This is a genomic window from Bradyrhizobium sp. LeoA1Lang, assembly GCF_055413685.1.
Genome location: NZ_JBVAPG010000573.1, coordinates 1 through 300 on the forward strand (window position 1 = coordinate 1; position 300 = coordinate 300).

At 62.7% G+C, this 300-nt stretch carries 1 protein-coding gene; it reads left to right on the plus strand.

Going from position 1 to position 300, the window contains the following annotated elements; translation table 11 throughout:
- The coding region (locus tag ACZYOF_RS44540) for an integrase catalytic domain-containing protein (protein WP_463719691.1) at positions 1-300 on the plus strand (300 nt) is incomplete at both ends.

Genomic DNA, 300 nt, shown 5'->3' on the forward strand with positions numbered 1-300 from the left:
CGCCGGGGTTCTGCGAGGTCGACATGGTGGCGCATGGCGGCACATCTGTAGCTGGCTCGTTCATTCAGACGTTGACGATGGTCGACGTCGCGACTGGTTGGACCGAGTGCATGCCGTTGGTGACGCGCGAGGGCGGCCTCGTCGTGCGGGCGATGGAGCGCGCGCAGAGCCTGTTTCCCTGGGTCATTCGCGGCGCCGATTTTGACAATGACAGCGCATTCATGAACGACGTCGTCGTGCCCTGGTGTCGCGCGCAAAAGATCGAGGTGACACGCTCGCGCGCCTACAAGAAGAATGATC